We start from the raw sequence: 5,275 nt of genomic DNA, 5'->3' as shown, positions 1-5,275 counted from the left end.
CTGAACGAGTCGAAGAGTCAAGCGTTCTGTCACAGCTTGGCCGTGACAACTTTTGCATGCCAGCAATGAAGCGAGTGCTTGGCCGTTGCGCGGCGGACGGCGAGCAAGTTGAATACAAAAGTCTATCGGGAAATGAAAATGTTGGAAAATAATCGGAACGTAACAGGATTTACCAGGCGGATCAGGAAAACTGTTTTTGTCATGATCGTCGTATCCGCGGCGTTGCTGCTGGCGGCATGCGCGGGCGGCCGCTCGCAGAAGAGCAATCGCAAGGCGAGAGCCTTGGTGGTGCCGGCAGGCGTTGATAGCAGCGTCGCGCGCCAGGCGGATTCAACTGCAAAAATGTTGTTTGTCGAATATCCGCAGCAGCAAAAGGCCAAACAAATCTCCGATTCGGCTGCCGCCAGAGTGGAGAAGAGCAATCGCCTCTGGGAATTGCTCGAGGGGCGCGTCGATTCGACGGCGGTGGATTCGATCGCTGCGATTAGCAGTTTCAACACAGCCGGCCTGGAGCTGAAGCGCGCGGTGGCGTTGGATAAACAAGCCGCAGAAGATCCCGCCCCGGAGGAATTACGCCGGCAATCGTTGCAAGCGCTGGAAACGGCGCGCGCCGGATTCGAATTGTCGCTGCAACACAATCCCTTTGACGCCACCACGCGTTTGTGGCTGGCGCGCACCTATCAACTGTTGGCCCGGCGTTTTTTGGATGACAAGAATCATCGCAAAGCGGCGGCCACGCTGGAATCTCTCGTGCGCGTGCAGAAAGATCAACACGGCTTGTATGCGCGCCTGGCGGATTGCTATTTTGCGTTGAAAGAGTATCAACCCGCATTGGAAAACTTTCAACAAGCCGAACGGGTATTGACGGAAACTGCCGTATTTGGCATTCCACCGAACGAGCCGCTTAATGACCGGAATATTGCCGCGGCCACGGACAGCAGCCAGCGCTTTCTCTACCTTTATTATCAGGGGGAATGTCATATCAAAATGCGAACGGCGGATTCGGCGCAGGCGGTGCTGGAGCGCGCCTTGACGTTCGCGCAAAATCCGCAAAACCGCGAAGCGGCGCAGGCGAATTTGAAATGGCTGGCCTGGGATGACGGCAATATCATTGCTTCCGAAACGCGCGACGCCATGCTGGAATTGGTGAATCAACAAAAATATGAAGAGGCGGCCAAAGGCCTGGAGCGCCTGCTGCCCAATCTCAAAACCCGGCGCGCGCGCCACGAGATGTCCTGGCGGCTGGCAACACTCGAATTTAATCACTTGAACAAGCCTGACAAATCGTTGCACATGATGCAGGCAGTCGTCAAAGAAACCAACACGGATGCCGATAGTATGTCCCAAAAATTTCGCGATAGTTACGGCGCGATGTGCTTTAATCAAGGCCAGCAGATGCTGGCGGCGCGCAAATTCACCACGGCGCTCGCTTATTTTCAGCAATCGGCGGAGATCGATTGGAATTATCGCGCCAAGAGTTATCTCGAATTGGCGCGCCTGGCAGCCAATGATCCCAAACGCGCCGAAGAGTTTGCCCGGCAGGCTTTAGCTTCAGCGCAGCAACTCGATCCCAAAGAGGAAATCACCGTACATGAGTTGTTGACGCAGGCGCTCAAGCGGCAGGGCAAATTTGAGGAAGCGCGCCGCCAGTTCGAACGCTATCGCGAGCTGGTCAGCGGCCAGCGGCAATCGAACTGAAAAACCTTGCGGATAAGACACAAAAAATGATAAATCAACGATTCGTTCAAAAGTTCTTGTGGTTGCTTCTCGTCTTGGGTTTGCCCGCGGCGCTTTGGCCGCAGTCCAAAGCGAGCGTCGATCAAAAAATTATTCGCGTCGCCTCCGTTACCGATCCGGCGTTGATCGAGTTTTTCTTGATGGAGTTTCTCATCACCGACAGCCCGGTGACGAAAATGGAGATCATCGACGCCACCGCAAACGGCTTTGGCGTGGAAGACATTGTGAAATGCTATCCCTCTGAGCGCATTTATGTGCCCACGCCTTCGGACACTGCGCAAAAAGTGATGAATAACTGGCGCTTCTCCGCAAATTTTCAGGTGGTGACACAAAACGGCCCGGCGGAAATTTTTGAGGGGACGAAAACCGAAGCCGCGCAGAACGGCATCCTCGCATCGTTGTTGCGGGGCCTGGAGCGCAATTATCAGGATTGGCCGATCAAGCTTTATTTCGAGCGCGATCAACAAACCGCGACCTTCGAGATCTGGGGCTATAATCCGGTGAGGCTGCAATACAAGCCCGCGCCGCCGGTGGTGCCGGACACGGTGACGGCCTACGATATCGTGCATGTACTGCGGCAAGACACGCTGGTGGTGGCAGACACGACGTTGTATGACGTGTTGTTTATTCAGCGCACGGTGAGCGACACAGTTTTCGTGGGAGTGGATGATCGCCGCGCCAATGGCGCTTCCGGGAAGCGTGCTGCTGAGCTGCCGGCCGCGGTAATCAAGCCGAAGCGAGAGAAGAATTGATCTGAGGCTCAACGCGAATGAGCCGCAACCAGTAGCAAAAAGGATTAAGACAATTCTGTTCCCAACGGATAACATTTTTTAGCCACGGATGAGCACGGATTTTCATGGGTTTTTATGTTTTAAAATCGGTTCTTTCAAAAGAATCATTAAAATCCGTGTAGATCAGTGTAAATCCGTGGCCAGAAATCTTTCTGAATTTTATTCTAACTTTGAAAAGCTGAACACCGCCACTGCACACGGTGAAACGAAAAATCCCCTGGCCGCCAGCGGCCGCGGGGATTTTTTGTTTTGCAAGGAATCGATAACTCAATCAATTCAACAAGACCAGTTTTTGCGTGCGCACGATCGTTCTGGTGGAATTCGACGCCGGCACCGCTTCCAGGCGGTAAAAATACAGGCCATGCGTCAACCGTCTTCCGAGCTGATCCGTGCCTTCCCAATGAACTTCATGCCGGCCTGCGGGTTTCCGGGCTTGCAGCAACAAACCGACTTCCTTGCCCAGGAGGTCCAAGATGCGCAATCGTACCTCAGCCGCCTCCGGCAATTCATAGTGAATGGAAGTGCCGGCTTGCGCGCGGGAGTCACCGCTGGCTTGGCTGGAAAAGGGGTTGGGGAAATTTTGATGCAGTATGAATGCAGAAGGCAAAATGCCCGCATCTCTTCTCTCCGTCACATGAACGGCTGGCTCATCCGGCGGCTTAAAACTATATTGTGAGGTGTGCCAGCGATCATGGCCGAACATGGGCCAGGGGAAACGTTCTGCAACATAAGGTACGCCGGGAATTTCCCACACGGTGAGCCAGGTTTCGCCGTCAAAAATATCGCCTGAAACGGCAATTAATTCTAACGTGCCATCTCCTTCTAAATCGCCCATGGCCACGGCATTGGAGCTGGCAAACTGCCGGGGCCGCAAAGGTGACCATGACAGTTGTGTTGCATCCTGCTTAAAGGCATAGATACGTCCCCGCCAGACATCGTCAACTAAATCCGCTTGGCTATTGGTGACCAGGACTTCCAGCTCACCGTCGCCATCGATGTCGCCAACGGTAGGTTCGTCTGATGTTGATCGAAAGACCAATGATTTATCAAGTCGGCCATAAATGACCGGCCAGCCATTTACCAGTGTGCCGTCTGGGTTCCATGCCGCGACATGATCGAAATCGTCACCGATAATAATTTCAAGCTCACCATCCCGGTCCAGGTCGGCAACGGCCGGCGCTGCTTCAAAACTGCTGAGTGAATCATCCAAGACGGTGAAAATCGGCCATCCGGGCAGCGAATTTCCAAGATAATCCAGAAGTTGAACATACCCGCCGTACTGCGGCGGAATAAAGCCATAAGTCCCCGCGGCGATTTCGAGAAAGCCGTCGCCATTCACGTCCGCCAGAACGGGATTGCTTCCCGCGACATAAGTATAACCACGTAATGTGCTATGCGGCCAGCCCGGCAACAGCTCTCCGTTGGCATTCCAGGCATATATTCTTCCCTGAGCGCTGTCCTTTTCCGTGTATCTTTCGGTTTCCCTGCCAAGCGCAAAAACGATATCGGGTATGCCGTCGGCATTCAGGTCGCCAACGCTGGCTTTGGAATTGACCCGGAAACCGGGAATGGATTGGGGCCATCCTGTTGCGATTTGACCATCGTGATGAAAAACGAAAATCTTTTTGTCAAAACTGCCGATGATTTCCAATTTGCCGTCACTGTCCAAATCATAGAGCGTCAAGGCAAAATCGCCAAAACCATATGACAAGGGAAAGCCCGGCAGGAGGCGGCCCTGGTGATCCCAAGCATAGATAAAACTTCTGCGGCTGTATCCCTCACGATCAAAAACAACAACATCCAAATTGCCGTCAGCATCCAAATCGCCAACGGCAGGTGAAAGCATGGCGGAAAATGAAGTGTTTTGCGGCCATCCTGGAAATGTTTCGCCAAGATAATTAAATGCATAAACCTTACGGCCGCTGGCAACAATGATATCAAGCTGGCCGTCGCCATCCAGGTCGGCAAGTGTGGGACCTTCCAAGCTTTTAAATGGGCGAATGGTTTCAAGAAAGACGGGAAAACCTGTTTTGATCTGCGGTGAAGTTTGTGCATGCAGCGTGCATGAGAATACTGCACTAAACAGCAAGCCGATAAGCCGGGTAGAATGCATAACACGCCTCCAGAAGAGCCATATAACAACTGGCCCGTGAACGTGGGCCAGTTGTTTTAACCTGGGAGACTCACGAGTTGACAAAACACGGTTCTACCTGTCACGGTGAATAAGGCACAGTCTGGATATTGCAGTTCGTGGTTTGAGTTTCGGTGTGCGAGCAGTTATTCGTACCATAGTTGTAACCGTCATCTGAAATGAGATTATACGTACCACTGGGAAAATCTTCGTTTTCCCCGGTGATGCGATAATAACCATCTGACTGTTGAACCGTTGTCTGACCTTTTAAGACACCGCCTAGATATGCTTTGACTGGCGTGCCGATTGGCATCGGCTGGCCATTGTTCATATAGGTCACATAGCCTTGAAATTGTGTAGGAACATCACGCTTTGACGTAGCCAAGCCGGCCAGCAGTAGAAATGCGACGGCGAAAATGAGTGCGAGAGCAAATAAGCGCCTCATGATGACAGTCTCCTAAATTTAAGAAATCACTATTCCGCACCCTTGGCAGCCCCAAAAGCCCTTTGCTTCTCAAGACGCCAATCGCTACCATTGGCTGCTTTGTGTCACGAGAAGCTTTGGTGGTCTCTTTGCAGGCTGCCAAAGCTTTTCTGTTTTTGGATGAATTGATCG

The 5,275-nt window shown here is 52.5% G+C and carries 4 protein-coding genes; 2 read left to right on the top strand and 2 right to left on the bottom strand.

The genetic code is table 11. From position 1 onward, the window contains the following. Positions 1 to 108 precede the first annotated feature (108 nt). A complete protein-coding gene (locus tag FBQ85_26170; GenBank protein ID MDL1878618.1) occupies positions 109 to 1,698 on the top strand; it encodes a tetratricopeptide repeat protein in 1,590 nt (529 codons plus the stop codon). Positions 1,699 to 1,754: 56 nt separating this feature from the next. Continuing rightward, positions 1,755 to 2,489 (top strand): hypothetical protein, encoded by a 735-nt coding sequence (locus FBQ85_26165; protein ID MDL1878617.1) that lies wholly within the window; start codon positions 1,755 to 1,757, stop codon positions 2,487 to 2,489. A gap of 310 nt (positions 2,490 to 2,799) precedes the next feature. Here the strand turns inward: FBQ85_26165 and FBQ85_26160 are convergent, their stop codons facing one another. Then, complete coding sequence (locus FBQ85_26160; GenBank protein MDL1878616.1) at positions 2,800 to 4,641, bottom strand: hypothetical protein; 1,842 nt, start codon at positions 4,639 to 4,641, stop codon at positions 2,800 to 2,802. A gap of 100 nt (positions 4,642 to 4,741) precedes the next feature. Next, positions 4,742 to 5,104 carry a hypothetical protein gene (locus FBQ85_26155; GenBank protein ID MDL1878615.1) on the bottom strand — a complete coding sequence of 121 codons (363 nt, stop codon included), beginning with the start codon at positions 5,102 to 5,104 and terminating at the stop codon, positions 4,742 to 4,744. Between the last annotated feature and the right edge of the window lie 171 nt (positions 5,105 to 5,275).

The organism is Cytophagia bacterium CHB2, from assembly GCA_030263535.1.
Classification (GTDB): Bacteria; Zhuqueibacterota; Zhuqueibacteria; order Zhuqueibacterales; family Zhuqueibacteraceae; genus Coneutiohabitans.
This window is presented reverse-complemented; position numbering and strand designations above follow the sequence as displayed.